Consider the following 23906-nt stretch of genomic DNA (forward strand, 5'->3'; position numbering starts at 1 on the left):
AATTGATCATGAAACAAAGTTATGTGTATTTAGTAGGGGTTTTAGCCTTAGCGATGTCTTGTAAATCGACAAAAACGTCTGCTGCTATGCAAGCCGTAGAGAAGTTTAATAACCCGATAATCACTGATAAATATACAGCCGATGCTGCAGCTATTGTACATAATGATAAAGTGTATTTGTATGCAGGGCACGACCAGGCACCAAACGATGTGAATGCGTATCGTATGCATGAATGGTTAGTGTACTCATCGTCAGATATGGTACATTGGGAAGAACACCCGGTGCCTTTAAAACCGACAGATTTTAAGTGGGCTTCAGGCAGTGCATGGGCGTCTCAGGTTATAGAACATAAAGGAAAGTTTTATTGGTATGCAACGGTAGAACATGGAAGTATTCATGGGAAAGCCATTGGTGTCGCAGTGTCAGATAGCCCTGCAGGGCCTTTTAAAGATGCTATTGGAAAGGCTTTAATTACAAATGACATGACGACCCAAACTAAAATTAGTTGGGATGATATTGATCCAACAGTGTGGATTGATGATGATGGTCAGGCGTATTTATTCTGGGGAAATACCGTTTGTAAATATGCTAAGCTAAAACCGAATATGATTGAGCTTGATGGCCCGATTATGACTGTCGATTTACCAAACTTTACCGAAGCACCATGGGTTCATAAAAAGGGTGATTGGTACTACTTGTCGTATGCCTATCAGTTCCCTGAAAAAATTGCCTATGCGATGAGTAAATCCATTACAGGACCTTGGGAGTTTAAAGGGATTTTAAATGAGGTAGCCGGAAATAGTAATACGAATCATCAGGCAATTATTGAGTTTAAAGGCAAAGATTATTTCATTTATCACAATGGAAGCATTCCAACGCATGGCGGAAGTTACAGACGTTCGGTTTGTGTAGACCGTTTGTATTATAATGAAGACGGAACTATGAAGCGAGTAATAATGACCTCTGAAGGTATTCAGGAATAATAGAATCTTATGAAATCAATAACATTAAAATTTAGTTTACTTCTTTTGTTTTTCGGAACATTGGCATTTGCTCAGGACATTCGAGTGCATGATCCAGTGGTTATTCAGCAAGATGATACGTTTTATTTATTTTGTACAGGACGGGGTATTAGCTGTTTCAGTTCAAAAGATTTAAAGCACTGGGAAAAACAACCTTCGGTGTTTTCTGAAAAACCAGAGTGGACAAATCAGGTGGTTTCTAACTTTGAAAATCATATCTGGGCACCTGACATTTCGTTTTATAAGGGAACCTATTATGTGTATTATTCGGTGTCTGCGTTTGCTAAAAACACCTCTGCCATTGGCGTGGCAACCAATAAAACATTAAATCCTTCCCATGAAAATTATAAATGGGTCGATCATGGTATTGTTATTCAGTCGATACCTAATCGTGATTTATGGAATGCGATAGACCCAAATTTGGTTTTTGATGATGAAAATACACCATGGTTGTCTTTTGGGTCGTTCTGGGATGGTTTAAAAATGGTAAAGCTAAATTCAGATTTATTATCCATTGCAGAACCTCAGGAATGGCATACCATTGCCCGTCGAGAGCGCTCATTCGATTTAGCAGACTCCAATCCTGGTGATGCGGCTTTAGAAGCTCCATTCATTTTCAAAAAGAATGATTATTACTATTTATTCCTGTCTTGGGATTTATGTTGCCGAGGTGAAAAAAGCACTTATAAAGTCGTTTTGGGGCGTTCAAAAAATGTAACTGGGCCTTATTTAGATAAAGCAGGAAAACCCCTTTTTGAAGGCGGCGGAACTTTATTAGTTGAAGGTAATGAAAACTGGTATGGAGCAGGACATAACAGTACTTATACATTTAAAGGAAAAGATTATATGTTTTTTCATGCTTATGATGCCAATGATAATGGCGTACCAAAACTTAAAGTTTCTGAGTTAATTTGGGATGAAGCAGGATGGCCGAGTTTAAAAACGAAATTAGAATAGCTATGACAAAGTTAGTCGGAAGTTTATTAATGTTAAGCACCCTGCTAAGTCAGGCTCAAAAACAGGTTGAGGTATTTCCATTGAATCAGGTTAGTGTAACTTCAGGCGTATTTAAAAAAGCCTCTGAAACCGATTTTGATTACATCCAGCAACTTAATCCAGACCGATTATTAGCGCCGTTTTTACGAGAAGCAGGATTAAAACCAAAAGAAGCATCCTACACTAACTGGGAAAATACAGGATTAGACGGACATATTCTAGGGCATTATGTATCGGCTCTATCTATGTATTATGCGTCAACTAAAAACCCTGAAGCAGAAGAGTTGCTAGATTATACCCTTTCCGAATTACAACGTGTTCAGGGTGTTAATGGCAATGGTTATATTGGGGGAATTCCGGGAAGTTCAGACTTGTGGCAAGAGATTAAAGCAGGTAAAATTAAAGCAGGAAGTTTTAGTTTAAACGATAAATGGGTACCGCTTTATAATATTCATAAAACGTTTGCAGGATTAAAAGATGCCTGGATGCATGCCGAGAAAGTAGAAGCTAAAGATATGCTTATTAAATTAACCGATTGGTTTATTGATAGCACTAAAGATTTAACCGATGCTCAGGTTCAGGATATGTTGCGTTCAGAGCATGGAGGATTAAATGAAGTATTTGCTGAGGTTTATAATATTACAGGTGATAAAACCTATTTAGATTTAGCAAAGCGTTTTTCCGAAAAGGCTTTATTAAATCCGTTATCTGAAAATGAAGATATCCTTACAGGAATGCATGCCAATACCCAAATTCCTAAGTTTATTGGTTTTGAAAGAATCAGTCAGTTAGATCACGATTTAAAGTATCATGACGCAGCGGCTTATTTCTACGATAATGTTACCCAACATCGTTCGCTTAGTATTGGAGGTAACAGTGTTCGTGAACATTTTAATCCGATTGATGATTTTAGTTCGGTTTTAGCAGGCGAGCAAGGTCCTGAAACTTGTAATACCTACAATATGCTTAAGCTCAGTAAGCTGTTGTTTGAAGATACAGGAGATGATAATTATATTGAATTTTACGAAAGTGCTTTATATAATCATATTTTATCCTCACAAAATCCTAACGGTGGGTTTGTGTACTTTACACCCATGCGTCCTGGACATTACCGTGTGTATTCACAACCTGAAACCAGTTTTTGGTGTTGCGTCGGTTCTGGTTTAGAAAATCATACCAAGTATAATGAACTTATTTATGCTAAAACAAAAGATACGCTTTATGTGAATTTATTTATTCCATCGAAAGTAGAGTGGAAAGAAAAAGAGGCTGAAATAATTCAAAATACCAACTTCCCTGAAGAATCAATTACACAGTTAGTTTGGCATAGTAAAAAGAAGACAAAAGCAACTTTAAAATTGCGTTATCCTGCATGGGTAAAACCAGGAGAATTGAAACTTTTCATCAATAAAAAATTGATGGATGTGGATACCCAACCTGGACATTATATCTCGATTACCCGGAATTGGAAACAGGCTGATACTATTGAAATGCAATTACCAATGCATTTAAGCTTGGAGCAAATTCCTGATAAGTCAGGTTATGTATCGGTTAAATATGGGCCTATTGTCTTGGCTGCGGTAACAGGAGAAGACAATCAAGTTGGTTTATTTGCAGATGATAGTCGTGGCGGACATATAGCTAACGGACCATTTTTACCATTAACCGAAGTGCCGATGTTTGTGTCTGAAAACCTTCAAAGTATTTTAAATAGTATAAAGCCTATTGAAGGTAAGCCGTTAAACTTTTCTACAGGAGATATGGTGTACCCAAATCCGTTTAAAGGTTTGATACTTCAGCCATTTTATAAAATTCATGAGAAACGATATGCTATTTACTTCAAAAAAGAAACACCCGAAAGCTTAGCTAAAATGAAGCAAGCTCTTGAGGAAAAGCAAAAAGCCGAAGCGTATTTAAGATCTATAACCATTGATTATGTTGCTCCTGGAGAACAGCAACCGGAATCCGATCACGGTATTGAATCTCAGAGTTCAAACAATGGAGTACATCAAAACCGCCATTGGCGTGATGCTTCAGGTTGGTTTAGTTATAATTTGAATAATAAAGCACATAAAGCCAAAGCTTTGCGTATCACCTATTTTGGGGGAGATAGAGACAGAACATTCAAAATTTTAATAAACGGAGGACTTATAGCCGAAGTGACATTAGATGGTTCTAAAGGGAATACCTTTTATGATGTGGATTATGTGATTCCATCTATATTAATTGAGGGAAATGACATTTTAAAAGTACGCTTTGAAGCCGAAGCTGGTTCAGTAGCTGGAGGCATTTATGGTGTACGATTAATTAGTGAAGCTAATAATTAATACAACAACTAAACAAAATATTATGATAAAGCAGCGTTTAACAAAAGCTATTGGTTTATCCCTGATGCTAAATGCATTTTTGGCGGTCGGACAAACCGATTTAGAGGTAGATATCAATAATAAAATTGCAGGCATTCAGCCGACTATGTATGGTGTGTTTTTTGAAGACATCAATTTTGCTGCCGATGGTGGTTTGTATGCCGAAATGATTAAGAACAGATCGTTCGAGTTTACTGTCGATCCGTTTTTAGGCTGGGATCAACCCAATAGTGATAAACATTCATTTAACAAAAATTCAGGGATAGGATCTATTGTTAAATATGCTGATAATACAGGAAATACCAACTTCATTAGAGTTAAGGTGAATGATGATAAAGGCTATGAACTAATTAACGAAGGTTTTCGAGGCATGGGAATCAAAGAAGGCGAAAGCTATAACTTATATTTTTCAGCGGCTAAACACAGTGGAAATATCAGTAAAATTAATGTTGAGTTTATTGGTGAAAATAATACGGTTTTAGGAGAAACTTCAGTAGATATAACATCTACAGACTGGACCGATTATACCGCGCAAATTTTGGCAACAAATACGCTTGCCAAAGCGAAACTTAAATTCACTTTTGAAGGTACAGGTGAAATCGATTTAGATATGATTTCTTTATTTCCTGTAGATACCTGGAAAGGCAGAGAGAAAGGACTGCGTAAAGATTTAGTGCAGTTATTATACGATTTAGATCCCGGATTTTTAAGATTTCCTGGAGGTTGTATAGTAGAAGGACGGACGCTGGCAAGACGTTACCAATGGAAAAAAACAGTTGGTCCAATTGAAAATAGAGAGGTTTTAGTAAACCGATGGAATACCGAGTTCAATCATCGATTAACACCTGATTATTACCAGAGTTTTGGTTTGGGTTTTTTCGAGTATTTTCAATTGTCTGAGGATTTAGGAGCAGAGCCTTTACCTATTTTAAGCTGCGGTATGGCTTGTCAGTTTAATTCAGGCGAATTAGTGCCCATGGACGAGTTAGATCCGTATATTCAGGATGCAATAGATTTAATTGAATTTGCTAACGGGGCTATCGATACACCTTGGGGGAAATTAAGAAACGAGATGGGGCATCCAAAGCCGTTTAACCTGAAATATATAGGCGTAGGTAATGAGCAATGGGGACCGGATTATATTGAGCGTTATAAAGTGTTTGAACAGGCAATTAAAGCTCAGTATCCAGAGATGATTATTGTTTCAGGAAGCGGGCCATTTCCAGATGGGGATTACTTCGAATACGGAATGGAAGAGTTAAAGAAGTTAAATGCTGAAATTATTGATGAACATTATTACTGTAGTCCGGAATGGTTTAGAGAAAATGCAACGCGTTATGATAGCTATGACAGAAACGGACCAAAAATTTTTGCGGGTGAATATGCTGCACAAAGCGTAGCTATTGCAAGTCCTGAAAATAGAAATAACTGGGAGTGTGCTTTCTCGGAAGCTGCTTTTATGACAGGCTTAGAACGTAATGCAGAGGTGGTGAATTTAACCTCTTATGCCCCGTTAATGGCACATGAAGAAGGTTGGCAATGGACTCCAGATATGATTTGGTTTAATAATCTTCAATCGTATGGAACAGCAAACTATCAGGTTCAAAAGTTGTTTTCAACAAATCGTGGAACTGATTTGATTTCGGTAACCAATAACGGAAAAGCTTTAACAGGACAAAACGAATTATATGCTTCAGCAGTAACCGATTCAGGAACAAATGAAGTGATTGTAAAAGTGGTAAATACTTCAAATCAATCGCAAGAGGTTGCTATAAATTTAAAAGGGGAAAAGGTTTATAAAAAAGGAGAACTAATCGTACTAAAAAGTGAAAACCTGGAAGATGAAAATTCCTTTGAAAATCCGGATAAGATTGTTCCTGTAACTGCTGAAATTCAGAATAAAAGTGGTAGAATTCAATTGGATTTACAACCTTATTCAGTATCTGTAATTAAATTTAAAACAAGATAAGTGTGAATTTAACAATTTTAAAGTTAATTTTATATCTTGTTTCAAGAATAACTAAATAAAGATAAAAATGAACAATACATTTAAAAGAGGCTTTTATACGTTTGCTTTATTAGGAGCAGCGTTATTAAGTGTGCAGTGTAAGAGTGACAAAAAACAAACGGTAGAGACCGAAGTCGCGGTTGAGTCTACTCCGTTAGTGACCATTTCAAAGAAAGCGTTTGGAATGACTTCAGACAGTATTGCTGTAGATCAGTATACCTTAAAAAATGAAAAAGGTATGGAAGTTAGTATCATCACTTTTGGTGGTATTATTACCAACTGGACGGCGCCAGACAAAAATAACAATTATAAGGATGTAGTTTTGGGTTATGAAACATTAGCACCTTACGAAACAAATCCAACCTTTTTTGGGGCTTTAATCGGGCGTTACGGTAACCGTATTGCCAATGGAAAATTTTCTTTAAATGGGGAGGAGTATGCTTTAGCAACTAACGACGGATCTAATCACTTACACGGTGGTACAAAAGGATTTGATAAAGTGGTTTGGACAGCTTCAGAAACACAAACCGATAGCACGGCATCTTTAGTATTAACGTATTTAAGTAAGGATATGGAAGAAGGGTATCCGGGGAACTTAAACACAAAAGTGGTTTATACTTTAGATAATAACAATGCGTTGAGAGTAGATTACGAAGCGATTACAGATAAACCTACCATTGTGAACTTAACTCAACATTCATATTTCAATTTAACAGGCGATTTTTCAAAAACCATTTTAAATCATAAACTGTCTATAGATGCTGATCAATTTGTGCCTGTTAATGAAACATTGATACCAACTGGGGAACTTGTAAAGGTTGAAGGTACGCCTTTCGATTTTAGAACTGCCAAGCCAATTGGGCAAGATATTAACATTGAAGATGTACAGTTAAAACGTGGTTTAGGTTACGACCATTGTTGGGTTTTAAATAAGCAGGATGCAGGAGAACGTTCGGTAGCTATTGCATACGACGAAGAAAGTGGTAGAGTTTTAGAAGTTATTTCTAATGAGCCAGGTATTCAGTTATACACCGGAAACTTTCTAGATGGCACTTTGCCTTCTAAGCAAGGTGGGAATTACGAATACAGAACCGGGCTTTGTTTAGAAACACAACATTATCCGGATTCTCCAAACCAACCGGATTTCCCATCAACAACCTTAAACCCAGGGGAAACGTATAAGTCGGCAACCATTTTTAAATTTACGACAAAGTAATTTAAACATAATCATAAAAAATCCCGATAAGACTGCTTATCGGGATTTTTTGTTTAAAATATTAAGATTATTTATTCTATTAGATGTATTCCCTTTTGAAATTGATTCTTTCCTTTTTGTAATTCTGTAGAACACTTGTTTTGCTCATCCTTAGTAAATAAAGAGTAGGGAACGTTTATAAACCAAGATATTAATGCCAAAGTAATCCAAATTTTTTTGAATTTTATAAAGAATTCGTTTTGTGTAAAGTTTTTTAAGAATATTAGAATTGAAATGAATATCATAAAACTACCAGGACTTAGAAGTCTGAAATTCCACCAGTTAAATTTTAGTTTCCAACGTATAACGATAATAAAAATAATATAGATAACTCCAATAATTCCAAATATAAGGGAGAGATATAATGGTTTGTTTGAATTTTTTAATTGAATTGGTTTAAAAAAATAGCTTCTAGAAGAAAAAATAATAATTGCAATAATCAAAAATTGTAATGCAAAAAATAGTATTGAAAAGGATGAAATATTATTAAAAGGAATAATACTTTCGGCGACTAATGCGTTTAATAAATGTTTTAATAATTTTAAGTTACTTCCGATTTCAATCCTTCTAAAAGCTCCTGTAATAAACCCTGTTTTTAAATAGTTATTGTATAAATATAAAGCAATAAACAGGATGTTTAAAAAAATAATCGAAAACAAAATCTTTGATTTAAGTTTGTTTTTTTCTATAAATGTATAATAAAGTGTAAATAATGTAATTATACTTACACTAAAGGCACCAATGTATCTTGATAAGAACAAGGTTAAAGAAGATAGTAAGATGTTAATACTGATTAAGGCTATATTTTTTGAGTAATTAAAAAAATAAAAAGAGAAAGCCATCCATACTAAACCTGTAATAAAAAGCCCTTCACTTAGTGAATAGGTAAAGGTTTCAATATATGATGCAAATAGAAAAATTAATCCAAATAGAAATGCATTTTTATTAAAAAGTATTTTAAATAATATTAAAATGAGTCCTATAAAAGATATATTCAAAAATTTTGAAGCCCAAAAAATAGATAAACCACTTATTTTAGTGAAAAGGTAAATAGAGCAAGGGTATCCAACAGGCCAAATAGAGAAAAAACTTAAATTATCCTGTTCCCAACTATATCCGCTATAGAATCCTTCACCATTAATTAAGCTATTAGTAAGTTTAAAATAATTCAAAGAATCAGATGTTAAATAACCGGATTGACTGAAGTATGCTTTTAATATTATTGAAATTCCGATTAATAAGAAAGTGAAGATTAAATAGTAATCTTCACTTTTTATTTTTATCATAGTTGATAATTTATTTTTTGTTCATAGGTAATTATACGTCAATAATTTCATAAAATTATTAACTATGAAAAATATGTAAAAATTTTCTGTTATTTAAATATCGAAAAGTTAAAGCCTTTTTCCTCTAGTTTTTTATACTTTTTATAATCAAATTTATAAAGATATGCTCCCTTTTTAGAGCTCGATTTGTCTTTTTTGTCCAATGGAATGAGGAGTTTAAGAGATAGTACCTTTTTTCGGAAGTTTCTTGGGTCTAATTCCTTCTGATGAATGACTTCGTATAGTTTTTGAAGCTGCGGAATGGTAAACTGTTTTGGTAATAATTCGATTCCTATGGGATAGAATCGTGATTTTAATTTTAATCGTTCTAAGGCATCCTGAACCATATCGCCGTGGTCGTAAACCAGTTTTGGTAATTTATCAACTTCAAACCAATGTGCGCCGTGTTTTTTAACCAGTTCCTTGTCGTATTCACCAATACGAATTAAGGCATATTGCGCAATGGAAATACAGCGTGCGCCATCATCTCTACTGGTATCAGAATAACATTTAAGTTCTTCCATGAAAATGTTTTCCAGGCCTGTAATTTCCTTTAAAACGCGTTGAGCGGCTTCGGTAACACTTTCATTCGGACTAACAAAACTTCCAATAAGAGATAACTCGCCCTGTTTTGGTTTTACACGACGTTCAAAAACTAAAAGTTTTAAAATACCGTCATCAAATCCGAAAATGATACAATCGGTAGCAACATAAATTTTCTCTCCATTCTCGTAGGTGTGTGTGTCTTGTGTGGCGGTCATGTTATTCATTTAAAAAATTTACAGTTTCTTGAATTACGGTGTTTAGTTGCGGTGGTAGTTCTTTGTGGTTCCAAGGGTGTTTGGTGCCGAAAACGTGATCAGCATTTTCTATGGATACAAATTTACTATTTGTATTCCATTTATGAATATTTTCAGATTCTTTAATAGAGACACTGGTGTCTGCAACTCCATGCATGATAAGGTGTGGTATGTTTAGATTTTTAGCCGCACGCTGAATATTGAAGCGTTCTTGGTTGGCTATAAAATCTTCGTAAAATTGATAATAATGCGGTATTTGTTGTTTGGTTCTGCTGTTTTCAATAAAGGTTACGCCTGCTTCTCTCCATTGGTTTACATCACAAAGCCTTGTCATTCTACTTTTAAAATCAGATACACTGGCTAAACTGATGAGTTTTTTAACTCTCGAGTCTTCTTCTGCCTTAATTAAGGTAATACCCCCGCCACGGCTATGACCCATTAAAAAAATATTGTTTTTGTCAGCTAACAGTTGAATTTCGGTAGTATTATAAACCCAGTTTATAACACTGTTTAAATCGTCCAGTTCTTTGGTGTAATTATTATTTCCGAAGGCTTGCAAGTCAGGAAAGTCTATAGGTTGTTCTATGGTGCTGCCGTTATGTGAAAAGTTGAATTTCAGGAAGTAAAACCCTTGTTCCGCGAAAGCATTGGCCATTAAATTCCAGGCGCCCCAGTCTTTAAAACCTTTGTAACCATGACAAAATATTATAATTGGTTGATTGATTTTAGTTGATGTAAATGTGGCATCAATAAAAATGGGCTTTTGATGTTGACCATCAATAACGGTTTGCTGTTTGGTTAGCATTTAGACGTCTTTTTCTGTGAACGGAATGTTAGGGTTGCAAATTTCTAAAATAAGATTTTTTAATTCATTCTTAAAATTATAAAGCGTTTCATTAGTTATTAGTACATCTTTTTTCGCGCCATAGCCCGGTTTGTCCTTTTTAGCGAATTTTAAGACACCAGCACTTAGGTTTTTAAAGGAAATAATCCCGGCTTCAACAGGAAGCTTTATTTCATTAGTGAGGTGCATCATGTAGGCATAAGTTAACACCTGAAAACTTTTACTGTATTTTTTATAATCGGAGGTCAAGTCTTCCCAGTTTATAATTTCAACCTGATTTTGGTCTACACGACCTGTTTTGTAATCTATAATTCGAATGACGCCGTTGTATTCGTCTACGCGGTCTACCTTGCCTACTAGTTTAACAGGGAAATTCAATTCAGGAATGTCTGTGATTTCTACTTTATTATCGGCTTCAATAGCTACGATTTTTATCTCGTTTCCTGCTTTTAAGTCCTTAATTTCAAAATCTAAAAAATTGGAAACAAAGCGTTTGGCAATTTCATAGATAATCAGGTTTTTACCTTTAGTAATATCACCTTCTTTGTATTCATTTTTAAAATGAAACGTGACGCGTTCGTCTATTTTATTTTTTAAATTTTTAATAATTTCAGCAGAAATAAACGAGCCTTCCAAAGGTTTATAGAAATCTTCAAGTGTATTGTGAACAACGGTTCCTAAGGTGTTGGCAGCAACAGTCTCTTCAACGTCGTCATGTTCTTTAATTTTTAATATCTTTTGATAATAGAAATCAATAGGATTTCTAATATATGACGTTAATGATGAAGGTGAAAATCCTTTTTCGGCAACAGCTTTTATGTCCTTGATTAGTTGTTCTGTTTTTTCAACTGTTTGTTCACTTGGCTTAATTACAGGGACTTTCGGAGTCAGAATTTGATGGTTGATATTATGAATCCCTTCCAGTTCTAACTGCGTAATGAAACGGCTTTTTTCACCACCGGTTAGCACATCGGCTTCAGTGTTGTAGAGGATATATACGTTTTTAGCGCGTTGTAATAAGCGGTAAAAGTGATAGGTGTAAACAGCATCTTTTTCTTTGTATGTAGGAAGCTTATTTTCTATTTTCAGATCGAATGGAATAAACGAATTGTTGCTCTTTCCGGAAGGCAAAACACCTTCGTTCACCGATGATATGATTACGGTTTCAAAATCTAAAACGCGTGATTCTAACATTCCCATGACCTGTAAACCTTTTAAAGGCTCCCCTTGAAAGTCTAAGGTTTCTGAACTTAATAATTCTTTATAAATTCCAAAAAGCGTGGAAACATCGTTTATGTGCTTGTATTTAGAATTGAGGTTGTCTAGCTCATTAAATAATTCGTTAAAGCGATACAGGTACTCTAGAGACAGTAAATTGGCATCTTTATCCTGATCGAGATGGTTTTTAATCTGAATAATTAGTTCAGAACAATTTTTAAGCGCTGTTTCAATGGATTCATCCCAATTTGAAAATAATAGGTCAATTATTGTTTTCGATTCGGTTGCAATCTCTTTTAAGCGCGATGTGGTAAGATAAATGATGTTGTTCGCGTCAATAGTTTCAATCAGTTTTGATGCATAATCGGTTTCATTTATATAAAATAAAGGTCTGATAAATTGGTGTGAAATGATGTTGATGACATCTTTGTAATAAAAGGTTATTGACGATGCTTTGTGTAAATAGAATAAAGATTCAAAAAGCCAGGCTAACGGAATGGACTTTAACGGAAATCCCATAGTGATGTTTAGGGCATTAATCCCATCGGGAATGGAATTTAATACCGGAATCAATAAATCTTCATCTCCTAAAACTACTGCGGTGTTTTCTAAATCTGGATTATCCTGTTGTAACTGTTTTAAAAGTGAACCTATATATTTGGCTTGTCCAATGTTTTTCGGAATTGCAAAGGTTGAAATGTTTTTTTCTATAGTGTAATTATTTGTAATCCACTTAAAGTCGTTTTCCTTGAAATATGTCCAGTTTTTTTTATGCTGTCTGGTAAATAATGAGGCATCGTGGTAGGTGTTGTTGAAAAATTTAGCATCAATATCCCAATAAATATCAGCTAAATTGTGTTTTAACAAAGCCTGAATAATGGTTTCTTCACACGTGTTTAAGGCATTAAAACCTAAAAAGACATGTTGTTTATCTGAATTATTTTCAATATAATTGGTGATGCTATCTGCAGCTTCACGATACAATAAGCCCTGATAACCTATGCTTTTAGCTTTTAAGGCTTCTGAAAAGTGATTGTAATAACTATGAAGTTTGTTCCAAAAAGCTAAATAATTTTTGATGAATTCTGTTTGATTTTCTTCAAGTGACCAATGATGATGCTCAATTTCTTTAATATCAATTAAATAGTCGAAAATCTTTTTCTGTGGAATATGATAACGATCAATCTCGTTAAAGTCCTGTAATAGAATTTGTGCCCATTTCGTAAAGACTTCAAAAGAATCGGCTTCTTCTTTTTTTGAAAGCTGAAGATAGGTATTATAGAATTCGAAGAGTAATTCGGTATTCGAAACCGTTTTTAAGCCTGATAATTCTTCAACAAATTCTTCAATACTGATAATTTCAGGAGCAAAAATAGTTTGTTGACAAACTTTATGAAGTTGGTGTTTTAAAAAAAGCCCGGCTCTTTTGCTGGGTAAAACAAAGGTTAATTCTGAAAGATTTCTGTGGTTTTCCTGTAAATCTCTTAGAACATCAAAAATAAACGTCGTCATTGGATAAAAATAAAAAACGCTTCGGATATCCGAAGCGTTTTTATAAAACTTATTTATTAAAAACTAATGTCTAGTTTTCTTATTTTATTAAGTTAATTTCAACACGTCTGTTGTTAGCTCTACCAGCAGCAGTTGAGTTAGAATCGATTGGCTTAGCCTCTCCGTAACCTTGAGCAGATAGTCTAGCGCCGTCAATACCATTGCTAGTTAAGTAATCTTTAACTGCATTAGCTCTAGATTCAGATAATTTTTGGTTTAATGACTCGCTACCAACACTATCAGTATGTCCTTCAACTGTAAATTTCGAATTAGGGTACTCTTTTAAGATAGCAACAATATCATTTAATACTTGAGCTGATTGCGATTTAATTGAAGACTTACCAGTATCGAATAAAATGGTTTTAGCGTAATCGTTAAGTGCTTTTTGTACAGCTTCAGTTACTTCAGGACATCCATTGTTAGCAACGGTACCTACTTTGTCTGGACATAAATCATCTTTATCTAATACACCATCACCGTCTCTATCAGCGTAAGGACAACCGTTGTTAGATGCAGGACCTGCTTCGTTAGGACAGTTATCTTCAGCATCGGTAACACCATCACCGTCAGCGTCAGGACAACCGTTTAGTGAAGATAAACCTGCAACTGTAGGACATTTATCATCTTTATCAGCAATACCATCGCCGTCAGTATCAGGACAACCGTTCATTTCAGCTGAACCAGCTTCGTTTGGACAATCGTCTTTGCTGTCTTCTATACCATCACCGTCAGTATCAGGACATCCATTGAACTCTTTAGTACCAGCAACTTCAGGACAAGCATCGTCTTTATCGTAGATACCATCTCCATCGCTGTCAGCACCACCAAATTTAATAGAGATACCTGCAGTGTGTTGGAAATGTGTCTGTAAATAGTCTTCGAAAGCGTGTTTGTAAGATGATTGTAACGTTAAACCGATGTTTTCGCTGAACCAAATATTGAAACCAAGAGTTCCATTTAAAGTTCCAGCTCCTATTTCATCAATCCAAGTGTAACCACCACCTACACCAACGAATGGGTCAATTGTTGTTCCTTGTAAGAAGTTGTATTTGATAGTACCATCTATACCGTAGTATGATAAATCGTCAACTTCATTTACTTCTTCAGGGTCAGACCCCGGTACATCACCCCATTTTTCGATTTTGTTTAAAGATCCGGCAACTCCAAAAGAGAAACCACCGCCTAAATACTTAGAAACCGAGATTGTAGATAAAGATGGCAAAATATTCCAGTGATCGTCGACATTGAAATATTCGTCGAAAATAGATTCTCCAAACTGTGCATTGCCCACAACGCCGTCACCAGAAGGATAAGCGTCAACGCCATTTGCACCAATTGTAATCTGCCAAGGATTGTTTTTGTCTTGCGCATTCATGTTGCTGTAGCCTAGCACAAACAACATAGCGAACAATAATCTGCTAAGATTTTTCATATTCAAAAGTTTAATTTTTAAGTGTTAATCGTAAACAAATTTAAGTTGTTAAAATTTATTAACAAAATAAATATAATAAAAAAAGCCTCACAATATGAGGCTTTTAAAAAAAATATGTAAGTTTTTTTATTTTGAAACCAAAGTGATTTTAATCTCACTTCTTCTGTTTTCTGCTCTACCTTCTTTAGTTTTGTTATCGGCAACTGGATTGTTTTCACCAAAACCAACTGTAGAAACATTAGCAGGAGTTACACCAGTGCTAGTTAAATAATCAGCAACAGCTTTTGCTCTTTTCTCAGATAATGTCTGGTTGTATGATTTAGCACCAACGTTATCAGCATAACCTTCAATAGTTAAATTGTAGGTTTTGTCTGTTTTTTCGATTAAATCAGCAATTTTGTTTAAAGTAATTTGATTGTCCGGAGTTAATCTCGCACTGTCAAATTCAAAGAAAATAGTTTTAGCTAACGCATCGATCAATTCTTGAGTGTTATCTACAACTACTTCAGGACAGCCATTGTTAGATGCAGGACCTGCTTCATTTGGACATTTATCATCGATATCAACAACACCGTCACCATCAGAATCAGGACAACCGTTTAATGCTTTAGAACCAGCAGCATTTGGACATCTATCGTCTTTATCAGCAACACCGTCACCATCAGAATCAGGACAACCATTTAATTCTTTTAAACCAGCAACTTCAGGACACTCATCTTCACTGTCTTGAACACCGTCACCATCAGAATCAGGACAACCGTTGAATTCTGGTAAACCAGCAACTTCAGGACAGGCATCATCATTGTCTTTGATGCCATCTTTGTCAGTATCTTTAGCTCCAAATTTGTAAGCGATACCTACGTTGTGTTGAAAGTGAGGAATTAAATAATCCTCGAAAGAGTGTTTGTAAGTTGATTGAAAGTTTAATGCTACATTTTTCTTTTTAGTAAACCACCAGTTAAAACCAGCACCACCGTTTAAAGTTCCAGCACCAACTGTATCAATCCAAGAGTAACCTCCTCCAATTTTTAAGAAAGGCTCTAAGCGTCCTGTGGTAGCGAAGCTATATTTGAAGAACCCATCAACACCATAGTATGAGAAATCGTCGATTTGTTTTCCTAAATAAGTAGAAGCATCTCCAACTTTAGTTATTTTGTTAACAGAACCAAAAACTCCAAAAGAGAAATTTCCACCTAAGTAACGAGAAACTGTTAAAGAAGATGGGTAAGGTGCGATATTCCAGTGGTCGGTAGCATTGAAATATTCGTCTGTCCACCAGCTTTGTCCTGGGAAGTGAGTATCACCAACATTTGTAGGATAGGTATCCACAGCATTAACACCTATACCAATTAACCAACGGTTATTAGCATCTTGTGCTTGTAGGGTGCTTAGACCTACAACAACTAAAGCGAAAAATAAAATAATTTTTTTCATGTGTCAGATTTGTTTGAACAATTTTTTAAGCCAGCAAATTTAAAGCTTTATAAACTTTCTGAAACATGAATCGCTTTTTTTCGATTAAGTGCAAAAAAATCGCATGAAGTGTAATTTTTGTTCGTGATGTAGGAATTAGACTTCTCTAATTGAGACGTCTTCGTTCGTATAAATCAAGATTTTTTTTAGTACAGAAATGTTCATTTCATTTAAAACATCCTCATAAGTTTGTAATTGTTGTACGTGTTTTTTGTCTTCCATTCCGGTTTTGTAATCAATGATTACAGATTGATTATCAGGAAATAAAATGATGCGGTCTGGTCTTAAAATCATACCTTCTTTAGAGATGATATCACGTTCATTATAGACTGTATTGTCGGCATGATAATATATTTCGAGTTTTGGATGAGTTACAATTTTATGAATGGTCTCTTTTAGTCGGCTAGCTTGGTTTTGACTTATTGTTCCAGTGGTTAAGAATTCGCTTATAGCAAAATCGACGTCGTTTTTAGAAATAATTTCCGCCATAATGTTGTGAATCAGATTCCCTCTTTCGATAGCTTCTTCTTGATTGGTGTCCCAAAGCATTCCAGATTTTGTTACGACTTTGATGTTATGGTCTTCTTTAGCAGTTGAGATAAATTCGTTTGCCGTTATCATGCCTTCAGCTATTTTTTTATGCTCATTTGTTTTTTCAGCTATTCCGAAGCTATAAGTTTCTTGGTTATTATTCCAAAGTCCAAGATGTTGAAGGTAATTAATGAATAATCCGGAGTATTTATTGCTATTCACTTCTCCCTTAGTGTTAAGGTCTTTCGTTGAAATAATATAGAGGTGTTCCACAGGACGTGTTAGGGCTACATATAGTAGATTAATATTGTCCAGTTCCTGTTCCGATCGATGGTTGGTATAAATATTTAAACCTACATCTCCGTAATATTCAAAATCCTTGTTGAAATTCAACAAGGTATGTGAAAAACCTTGATACATTTCATCGTTAATAGGAAACCATTCTTTAGGTTCAATTTCTCGATAGATATCTAAATCGGCATAAGGAAATATTACCACAGGGAATTCCAGCCCTTTAGATTTATGAATGGTCATGATTTGAACAGCATCCTGACCTTTGGGTGAAACAATGCTTAGCGATTCCTTTTTTGAATCGAAATAATCTAAAAACCCACTTATATCTGAGCCTTTTTTATGAGAAAAGTCCAGAACAATATCTAAATAAAACTGAATATAAGCATTTGAATTTTCAACCAGATGAAAACTTCTTACCAAAGTTTCAGTTAAGTCGTAAAGTGGCAGTTGAAGCAAATATGGACTATTTACATAAATATTATAGTTTTCAAAACTTTTAAAGAATTCCTGCAACGGTAAACTTAAATGTTCGCTGAAGAATTCGTGTTTGTTTTCTACATTAAATAAGTCTGCCAGATAGGTTAATACCGCAATTTTAACCTCGTTATTTTTCGGTTGAATTAAGAGTTTTAAAAGATTATTTAAAAAAACAACTTCCGGAGCATTGTTAATCAATAGAGTTTCTGAAGAAATGATAGGAATATTAAACTGACTTAAATAATTAGCCACAGCAACACCCTCTTTTTTCTTTCTAACCAAAATACAAATATCTTCCAGTTTAAAGTTGTTTTCAAGGCAACGATTAATGGTTTTTAAAACCTGTTCGCAAAACTGCTCGTCTCGGTCGTCGTCTTTATCGAAATCTAAGAACGAGAGCTCTACATAACCGCTTTCAGTTTTATTAATGTTCTGATGCGCTTTTTCGTAAAGGTTTTTATAGGTGTTATTGCTAAAGACCTGTTGTGCTAAAAAGCTAAAAAATTTGTTATTAAAATCGACCACTTCTTTAAAACTTCTAAAGTTTGCAGGAAGATTCTTTAAATCCTTTCCAACATGAAATGGATTTTTATCTACAAACAAATCAATAAATTGTTCGGCTTTTCCACCTCGCCAGCGGTAAATGGCTTGTTTGGCGTCTCCTACTAGCATGGTGGTTCCTTTATCGGCAGATAGAGAGCTGTCTAACAACGGAATTAAATTCTGCCACTGCATCACCGAAGTATCCTGAAACTCGTCAATAAAATAATGGTTGAATTTTTCGCCAATACGCTCGTAAACGAAAGGTGTTGGTTGGTTGCTGATTTCCTGACTAATAATGGTGTTAAATTCTGAAATCAGCATTTTGTTTTGGTCTAGTTTCAGCGCTTTTAATTCCTTATTAATCGCATTTAAAACTGATAAAGGCGTGATATTTTTATAAAAGGCTTTTAAAAATTTAACGTGAAAAATGCCTTGCTTGGTTAAATTGAAAGCTGATGCGATTTGCGGTTGAATGGATTCAATGGTTGAAGCAACATCACTGCTCACCTTTTTAGGATAAAGCGTACCGTTATCTATATTGTCCTGCCACTTTGGTACAAAAGACACATCAAAATTACCTTCACTGATTTTCATGAAATGTTTCGGAAGATAACTACTTGAAAAGTCACTAAACTCTAAACCAACACTCTCTATTAAATCTAAAGTATCTTGAGCGGCTTCAATAATGGCTGTTTCTGTGGTTTTTATATCTGTTTTTAACTGTGTTTTAAGTGAGTTGAAATCAGATAGAGTCTTTGATTTTAAGGTTTCAATAAACGGAATATCGTTCTCGTTAACCAGTAATTTGGCAATTTTATTAAAATCGAAGGCAATGTCAAAACTTTTATCGTCATCGGCTTTTTCAATGGCGAAATCAACTAAAACCTTGGTCAGGGCTTTATCGCTTCCGGCTTTAGCAATAAGGCTATCTACGGCCTGATTTAATAAGGAATCCTGGTCGAGTTCTACTTCAAAATTAATAGGCAGTTTTAAGTCGTAAGCAAAAGTTCTTATTAGTTTATGAGTAAAACCATCAATCGTCGATATATCGAAAGCGGCATAATTATGAATGATGGTATTTAGTAATTTAATAGATTTTTCGTGAACTTTTTCAGGCGGCATATTCAAATCTTTACTAATGAACTCAAACATAGTGTTTGGCTTTTCCAGAATTTCAGGTTCAGAAAATTGCTTTAACACCTCAATAATACGCTCTTTCATTTCGGCAACCGCTTTATTGGTAAACGTGATGGCTAAAATGCGTTTAAACTGATCTGAAGTGTCAGAACTGAATAAAATTTTTAGATATTCTTTAACCAAAGTGAAGGTTTTACCACTTCCAGCCGAAGCGTTATATATTATAAATGGTGGGGTTTGCAGCATGAATTTGAAATTTGAACACAAGATAAAAACTATCAATCATATCATAACGATTTATTATTTTTAATTGAGGGCATTTATGTGTAAATTTGAACTTAAAATATTTATTAATAGTTAAAACAAAAAAATTATGGCTTTCGAATTACCTGAATTAGGTTATGCTTACGATGCTTTAGAGCCGCACATTGATGCACGCACTATGGAGATTCACCATTCTAAGCACCACCAAGGATATACAAATAATTTCAATGCTGCAATCGCAGGTACTGATTTAGAAGGAAAATCTGTTGAAGAGATTCTTACTAATTTAGATTTAGATAATGCTGCTGTTAGAAACAATGGTGGTGGATATTTTAACCACTCTTTATTCTGGTCGGTAATGAACCCAGAAGATAGAGGATATTTATCAGGAGAATTAAAAGATGCTATTGAGGCAGAATTTGGTTCCAAAGATGCATTTGTTGAAGCATTCAGTAAGGCAGCTGCTACACGTTTCGGATCTGGTTGGGCATGGTTATGTGTTCATAAAGGAGGAAAAGTAGAGATCTGTTCTACAGCGAATCAAGATAACCCATTAATGCCAGGAATTGGTTGCGGAGCAACTCCAATTTTAGGTCTTGATGTTTGGGAACACGCTTATTATTTAAACTACCAAAACCGTCGTCCAGATTATATCGATGCGTTCTTTAAAGTAGTAAACTGGAATGAAGTTGAAAGACGTTACGCTGAAGCTAAGTAATTAGTTTTATTAAAGTATAGTAAGAAATCGCTTGGAGAAATCTAGGCGATTTTTTTATACTTCATTTTTTCGAATATTTAAAGTGTATTTGTATTAAATGAAAAAGGCGGACAGAATGTCCACCTTTTTGCCCCAAATCTACCATAAACTTAACCTACTTATGTTATGGTAAGGTAAATATATTGCGGTAAAAAATTGTGATAAAATATTTTGGTTGAACTACCAATAATTTGGCTTAAGCGAATATGCTTAATTTTTAGTTTTTGTGAAGTTTCTCATAATTAGGAAACTAAAGTGTATAAAAAAAGGCGAACAGAAGTTCACCTTTCTTTGCCCCAAATCTACCATGAACTTAACCTACTTATGTTATGGTTCAGCAAATATATAGCAGCATAATATTGTGGTAAAATATTTTAGTTGAACAGCCAAAAATTTGGTTTAAAGGCATTTAGGTAAGATTTTTAAGCTTTTTTGAGTAACGAAGAGAAATACCTGAAACGCATAAAAAAAGGCGAACAGAAGTTCACCTTTTTTTGCCCCAAATCTACCATGAACTTAACCTACTTATGTTATGGTCTTACGAATGTATACGTAATTCAGGTAATTATATTATTTATTAGATAAAGTGCATTTTTTTCAGGCAAAATGTATTTTATCTTAGATAAAATGAGATTTATGCATTTTCAGGCGATCTCAATTAAGAAGTGCTTAATTAATAAGCACGTTCTTTATTACCTTCGTAAAAATTAATAAATGCTCGGTTCACAACACGGTTACCTCCAACAGTTGGATAATCGCCTGTAAAATACCAATCACCTGAGTTTTTCGGACAAGCTTCATGTAAATTTTCTACCGGTTGGAAGATGATTTTTACATCAGCATTAATATTATCCGGACTTAAAAGCTCAGCAATTTTATCAGAAATTTGTTCGTCTGTAAACGGATCGTATATTTCTTTAACAAAGTTCTGTACGTACTTATCTGCTAGCTCGGTTTGCTCTATACACTTGTTGTAAACCTCTTCAACAATATGGTATTGACCGTTTTCTTTTAATAATTCCAAGGCTGCTCTAAAGGCTATTAAACTTTCTAAGTTAGCCATATCGATACCGTAACAGTCAGGATATCTAATTTGTGGGGCAGACGATACAACGACAATGCGTTTTGGTCCTAAACGGTCTAACATTCTTAAGATACTTTTCTTAAGTGTGGTTCCGCGAACTATACTATCGTCAATAATAACCAAGTTGTCTTCTGGCTTAATTACACCGTAAGTAATGTCGTAAACGTGCGCTACTAAATCGTCACGGCTGCTATCTTCCGTGATAAACGTTCTAAGTTTTGCATCTTTAATAGCGATTTTTTCAACACGAATATGCTGAGATAAGATTTCCTTGATTTTTTCAGAAGAAAGCGAATGTTGTCCTTCTAAAATGGCTGCTGTTTTCTTTTCATTTAAATATAAATCTGCCGAGTCTATCATCCCGTAAAAAGAGGTTTCAGCAGTATTTGGTATGAATGAGAAAACCGTATTCTTAATATCGTAATTAATAGATTCAAGAACCTTAGGCATTACCAAGTTTCCTAATTTTTTACGTTCCTGATAAATTTCGGCATCACTTCCTCTTGAGAAATAAATACGCTCAAAAGAACATGATTTTCTTTCTAAAGGCTCTAAAATTTGTTTGAAACGAACTTCACCAGATTTTTTAATGATGATAGCTTTTCCAGGATCTAATTCATGAACGTCATCAAACTTTACGTTGAAAACCGTTTGAATTACCGGACGCTCTGAAGCGATTACTACAACTTCATCGTCCTGGTAGTAATAGGCTGGACGGATACCTGCAGGATCACGTAAAACGAAGGCATCCCCATGACCAATAAGACCAGCCATAGCATAACCACCATCCCAGTTTTTTGCTGCACGTTTTAATATTTTACCAACTTTTAAACGTTCTGCAATTTGTGGAGAGGCATCTCTTTTGTTGTATCCCTCTTTTTTAAGGTCTTTGTATACTTTAGCAACGGCATCGTCTAAGAAATGACCGATTTTCTCCATTATAGTAATAGTGTCGGTGTATTCTTTTGGGTGCTGACCTAACTCAATTAAATTTCCGAATAACTCTTTAACATTCGTCATGTTAAAGTTACCCGCCATAATTAAGTTTCTGTGCATCCAGTTGTTTTGTCTTAAAAACGGGTGAACACTTTCTACACTGTTTTTACCAAAAGTTCCGTAACGAACGTGACCTAATAAAACTTCACCAATGTATGGAATGTTCTTTTTCTGTGCTGCAACGTCGTTAGCGTATTCCGGATGTGCTGAAAGCTCGGTATTGATACGATCGTTAATTTGAGCAAAAATATCCTGAATAGGCTGTTGTGCAATAGAACGTACTCTACTAATGTAACGTTCACCAGGCTTCATGTCTAGTTTGATACTTGCAAAACCAGCACCGTCTTGACCACGGTTGTGCTGTTTTTCCATCATAAGGTACATTTTGTTGACTCCGTAAAATGCACTTCCGTATTTTTCTTTGTAGTACTCTAGTGGTTTTAATAACCTAACCATGGCTATTCCACATTCGTGTTTTAAAGCATCACTCATTTTGGATCTATTGTGTTTATCGCTTTTGCGTAAATATTAACGTTTATAATTAAAAACGCGCTCAAATTCGAGCGCGCGGTTTTATGCTAATTCTATTTCAAATTGTGTTAACTGTTTAAACTGTAACAAGCGCTTATGGACTTCACCTTCACTTAAGTTCTGCATACGTTCGGTTCCGAATTTTTCAACACAGAACGAGGCTAAAGTAGAACCGTAAATTACAGCATTCTTCATGTTTTCGAAAGAGGTGTCACCTGTTTTTGCAATATATCCAGCAAAACCTCCAGCAAAGGTGTCTCCGGCACCGGTTGGATCGAAAACTTCTTCAAGTGGTAAAGCCGGAGCATAGAATACGTTATCGTTATTAAACAATAAAGCACCGTGTTCTCCTTTTTTAATCACAACATATTTAGGTCCCATTTCCTGAATTTTTCTGGCAGCAACTAATAGAGAATATTCTCCAGTTAATTGTCTGGCTTCTTCATCGTTAATGGTAATAACATCAATTTTCTTAATCACCTTATGTAAATCGTCTAAAGCACAGTCCATCCAGAAATTCATAGTATCTAGAATGACCAGTTTAGGTTTTTCTTCCATTTGTTCTAAAACACTTAGTTGGACGATAGGATGAAGATTTCCTAACATCACGACATCAGCATTTTTATAATCTTGAGGAACAACAGGGTTGAAATCGGTTAAGGTGTTAAGCTCGGTAACTAAGGTGTCACGGCTGTTCATGTCGTTGTGGTAACGACCGCTCCAGAAAAATGTTTTTCCGTCTTTAACGATTTCAATTCCTGAGATATCAATATTTTTACTTGATAATAAGTCTAAATATTCCTGAGGAAAATCGCCACCAACAACCGATACAGCTGCGGCGTCTACGTTAAAATGTGAAGCAGATAATCCAATAAAAGTGGCTGCACCACCAAGTATTTTGTCGGTTTTCCCGAACGGCGTTTCAATAGCATCAAAGGCTACTGTGCCAACAATTACTAATTTACCCATAAAGGTTTTTAATTTTGGTGCAAATATACGTCT

The 23906-nt window shown here is 34.9% G+C and carries 15 protein-coding genes; 6 read left to right on the forward strand and 9 right to left on the reverse strand.

The features are described from left to right. The first annotated feature begins 53 nt into the window (after positions 1-53). The 5 genes from ICJ84_RS15310 (at position 54) to ICJ84_RS15330 (ending at position 7608) form a co-directional block, all read left to right on the forward strand. Complete coding sequence (locus ICJ84_RS15310; RefSeq protein ID WP_241748773.1) at positions 54-983, forward strand: glycoside hydrolase family 43 protein; 930 nt, start codon at positions 54-56, stop codon at positions 981-983. A 9-nt stretch (positions 984-992) separates the two neighbouring features. After that, on the forward strand, positions 993-1979 hold the full coding sequence (locus tag ICJ84_RS15315) for an arabinan endo-1,5-alpha-L-arabinosidase (RefSeq protein ID WP_188217294.1): 987 nt from the start codon (positions 993-995) through the stop codon (positions 1977-1979). A 2-nt stretch (positions 1980-1981) separates the two neighbouring features. Then, a complete protein-coding gene (locus ICJ84_RS15320; protein ID WP_188217295.1) occupies positions 1982-4345 on the forward strand; it encodes a glycoside hydrolase family 127 protein in 2364 nt (787 codons plus the stop codon). Positions 4346-4367: 22 nt separating this feature from the next. Beyond that, positions 4368-6353 carry an alpha-L-arabinofuranosidase C-terminal domain-containing protein gene (locus ICJ84_RS15325; protein WP_188217296.1) on the forward strand — a complete coding sequence of 662 codons (1986 nt, stop codon included), beginning with the start codon at positions 4368-4370 and terminating at the stop codon, positions 6351-6353. A gap of 67 nt (positions 6354-6420) precedes the next feature. Continuing rightward, positions 6421-7608, forward strand: coding sequence for an aldose epimerase family protein (locus tag ICJ84_RS15330; protein ID WP_188217297.1), 1188 nt, complete (start codon positions 6421-6423; stop codon positions 7606-7608). 71 nt (positions 7609-7679) lie between these two features. On the opposite strand, the gene ICJ84_RS15335 is transcribed toward ICJ84_RS15330, so the two are convergent. From ICJ84_RS15335 to ICJ84_RS15365, 7 genes are all read right to left on the reverse strand, one after another. After that, positions 7680-8933 (reverse strand): hypothetical protein, encoded by a 1254-nt coding sequence (locus ICJ84_RS15335; protein ID WP_188217298.1) that lies wholly within the window; start codon positions 8931-8933, stop codon positions 7680-7682. Positions 8934-9022: 89 nt separating this feature from the next. Beyond that, positions 9023-9733 carry an NUDIX hydrolase gene (locus ICJ84_RS15340; protein WP_188217299.1) on the reverse strand — a complete coding sequence of 237 codons (711 nt, stop codon included), beginning with the start codon at positions 9731-9733 and terminating at the stop codon, positions 9023-9025. Position 9734: 1 nt separating this feature from the next. Further along, complete coding sequence (locus ICJ84_RS15345) at positions 9735-10577, reverse strand: alpha/beta hydrolase family protein (RefSeq protein ID WP_188217300.1); 843 nt, start codon at positions 10575-10577, stop codon at positions 9735-9737. Then, positions 10578-13346 carry a PD-(D/E)XK nuclease family protein gene (locus ICJ84_RS15350; RefSeq protein WP_188217301.1) on the reverse strand — a complete coding sequence of 923 codons (2769 nt, stop codon included), beginning with the start codon at positions 13344-13346 and terminating at the stop codon, positions 10578-10580. 79 nt (positions 13347-13425) lie between these two features. Next, positions 13426-14817, reverse strand: a complete 1392-nt coding sequence (locus tag ICJ84_RS15355; protein ID WP_188217302.1) for an OmpA family protein — start codon at positions 14815-14817, stop codon at positions 13426-13428. A gap of 126 nt (positions 14818-14943) precedes the next feature. Next, positions 14944-16251, reverse strand: a complete 1308-nt coding sequence (locus tag ICJ84_RS15360) for an OmpA family protein (RefSeq protein ID WP_194408574.1) — start codon at positions 16249-16251, stop codon at positions 14944-14946. Positions 16252-16386: 135 nt separating this feature from the next. Further along, the gene (locus ICJ84_RS15365) at positions 16387-19518 is read right to left on the reverse strand and encodes a UvrD-helicase domain-containing protein (RefSeq protein ID WP_188217303.1); all 3132 of its coding nucleotides are present in this window, start codon (positions 19516-19518) and stop codon (positions 16387-16389) included. A gap of 127 nt (positions 19519-19645) precedes the next feature. Between ICJ84_RS15365 and ICJ84_RS15370 the strand changes: the two genes are divergently transcribed. Further along, the gene (locus ICJ84_RS15370; protein ID WP_188217304.1) at positions 19646-20254 is read left to right on the forward strand and encodes a superoxide dismutase; all 609 of its coding nucleotides are present in this window, start codon (positions 19646-19648) and stop codon (positions 20252-20254) included. A 712-nt stretch (positions 20255-20966) separates the two neighbouring features. On the opposite strand, the gene ICJ84_RS15375 is transcribed toward ICJ84_RS15370, so the two are convergent. Beyond that, the gene (locus ICJ84_RS15375) at positions 20967-22865 is read right to left on the reverse strand and encodes an amidophosphoribosyltransferase (RefSeq protein WP_188217305.1); all 1899 of its coding nucleotides are present in this window, start codon (positions 22863-22865) and stop codon (positions 20967-20969) included. Between the two features lie 81 nt (positions 22866-22946). Further along, the gene (locus tag ICJ84_RS15380) at positions 22947-23873 is read right to left on the reverse strand and encodes a PfkB family carbohydrate kinase (RefSeq protein WP_188217306.1); all 927 of its coding nucleotides are present in this window, start codon (positions 23871-23873) and stop codon (positions 22947-22949) included. Between the last annotated feature and the right edge of the window lie 33 nt (positions 23874-23906).

It is taken from the genome of Aestuariibaculum suncheonense (genome assembly GCF_014596935.1).
GTDB classification, from domain to species: Bacteria; Bacteroidota; Bacteroidia; order Flavobacteriales; family Flavobacteriaceae; genus Aestuariibaculum; species Aestuariibaculum suncheonense.

Bases quoted from the DNA above. Each gene is read 5' to 3' on its own strand.
- ICJ84_RS15310 (WP_241748773.1), top strand. From the start codon at position 54: ATGTCTTGTAAATCGACAAAAACGTCTGCTGCTATGCAAGCCGTAGAG.
- ICJ84_RS15315 (WP_188217294.1), top strand. From the start codon at position 993: ATGAAATCAATAACATTAAAATTTAGTTTACTTCTTTTGTTTTTCGGA.
- ICJ84_RS15320 (WP_188217295.1), top strand. From the start codon at position 1,982: ATGACAAAGTTAGTCGGAAGTTTATTAATGTTAAGCACCCTGCTAAGT.
- ICJ84_RS15325 (WP_188217296.1), top strand. From the start codon at position 4,368: ATGATAAAGCAGCGTTTAACAAAAGCTATTGGTTTATCCCTGATGCTA.
- ICJ84_RS15330 (WP_188217297.1), top strand. From the start codon at position 6,421: ATGAACAATACATTTAAAAGAGGCTTTTATACGTTTGCTTTATTAGGA.
- ICJ84_RS15335 (WP_188217298.1), bottom strand. From the start codon at position 8,933: ATGATAAAAATAAAAAGTGAAGATTACTATTTAATCTTCACTTTCTTA.
- ICJ84_RS15340 (WP_188217299.1), bottom strand. From the start codon at position 9,733: ATGACCGCCACACAAGACACACACACCTACGAGAATGGAGAGAAAATT.
- ICJ84_RS15345 (WP_188217300.1), bottom strand. From the start codon at position 10,577: ATGCTAACCAAACAGCAAACCGTTATTGATGGTCAACATCAAAAGCCC.
- ICJ84_RS15350 (WP_188217301.1), bottom strand. From the start codon at position 13,346: ATGACGACGTTTATTTTTGATGTTCTAAGAGATTTACAGGAAAACCAC.
- ICJ84_RS15355 (WP_188217302.1), bottom strand. From the start codon at position 14,817: ATGAAAAATCTTAGCAGATTATTGTTCGCTATGTTGTTTGTGCTAGGC.
- ICJ84_RS15360 (WP_194408574.1), bottom strand. From the start codon at position 16,251: ATGAAAAAAATTATTTTATTTTTCGCTTTAGTTGTTGTAGGTCTAAGC.
- ICJ84_RS15365 (WP_188217303.1), bottom strand. From the start codon at position 19,518: ATGCTGCAAACCCCACCATTTATAATATATAACGCTTCGGCTGGAAGT.
- ICJ84_RS15370 (WP_188217304.1), top strand. From the start codon at position 19,646: ATGGCTTTCGAATTACCTGAATTAGGTTATGCTTACGATGCTTTAGAG.
- ICJ84_RS15375 (WP_188217305.1), bottom strand. From the start codon at position 22,865: ATGAGTGATGCTTTAAAACACGAATGTGGAATAGCCATGGTTAGGTTA.
- ICJ84_RS15380 (WP_188217306.1), bottom strand. From the start codon at position 23,873: ATGGGTAAATTAGTAATTGTTGGCACAGTAGCCTTTGATGCTATTGAA.